At 65.8% G+C, this 1,179-nt stretch carries 1 protein-coding gene; it reads right to left on the bottom strand.

Going from position 1 to position 1,179, the window contains the following annotated elements; all coding sequences use genetic code 11:
• Positions 1-1,179: IS1634 family transposase (locus tag AOM04_RS14120; RefSeq protein ID WP_062465435.1), on the bottom strand; the 1,179-nt coding region annotated here is incomplete at both ends.

The raw sequence follows: 1,179 nt of genomic DNA, 5'->3' as shown, positions 1-1,179 counted from the left end.
TCGTGATAGGCGCCGATGACGCCGCTGCCAGGCATGATTTCGGGCGGGATGTTCGTGACGTAACCCTTGATGCCGGCCAGCTGGCGGGCACGGTCGATGGTGGCCTGGTCCAGCTCCTTGCGCGCACCGGACACCTTCAAGAACCGTGCCTTGCGCATCGGTGCGGATCCACTCGCGATGCGCTCGGCGCGTTCGATCATGAGGTTGATGTTGCGGTCGTCCCTCTTGTTGCGCTTGAACGACCACTGGTACACGATCCGTCGTTCACGAGCGCCGGCCCCGGTGCCCATCACGCGCGTGGATTCGAGGATCTGTCCGTCTTCGAAGTAGTTGCCGTGCCGGTGGAAGTGCTCCTCCAAGTCGTAAGGCGCCTTGGTCAGGCGTGAGCCGACGATGAACGACAGTCCGGCGTCTTCGAGGGCGTTGAGGTTGCCGGCGGACAGCATGCCGGCGTCGGCGACGACCACGACGTCGTCGATGCCGTGGCGCTCTTGGAAGGCGTGCAGGACGGGGATCAGCGTGGTCGTCTCGGCCTTGTTGCCTTCGAACAGGTGCATCTCGAGCGGCACCCCGGCTTGGTCGACGAGCAGTCCGACCTGGACCTGCGGGTCGACGCGATGCTCCTTGCTCATCCCCACCCGTCGCAGGGTGTCCTCGTCGTCGTTCTCGAAGTGCAAGGTGGTGACGTCGTACATCACGAACGTCGCCGGGCCTGTGGTCTTGAGCGAGTAGGACAGGCAGGCGCGAGCGATCCGGTCACGATAGTCACGCTCGCTGGCACGCCGCAGCGCCGTGTGAAGGGTGTTCACGTGGGGCGCGGGTGCGCCGATCTCGTTCAGCACCCGCACCGTGTCGGCCTTCGACGTCGGCTCGACCAGCCGTGCCAGCACGAGCGCGCGGAACGCATCATCCGCCAGGGCGTCGAACCCAAGCTCTTGGTACGCGTCGACGAGGACGTTCCACAAGATCTCGCTGGCGCTGGACAGGACCCGAGCTTCGCTTCGCGGCACCGGGGCCGGGTCGAGATCCAGGTCAAGGGTGTCCTGGCCCTCGTGCAGCTCTTGCTGTGCCACGACCATCAGCAGCGCGAGTTCGGCCTCGTTGTGGGCCGAGCCGACGTGCTTGAGGATTGTTCGCACGCCGCGGCGCTTCTCTACGATCTGCACCGCCGTCGCCCCC

The organism is Demequina soli (assembly GCF_000971195.1).
Taxonomy (GTDB): Bacteria; Actinomycetota; Actinomycetes; order Actinomycetales; family Demequinaceae; genus Demequina; species Demequina soli.
This window is presented reverse-complemented; position numbering and strand designations above follow the sequence as displayed.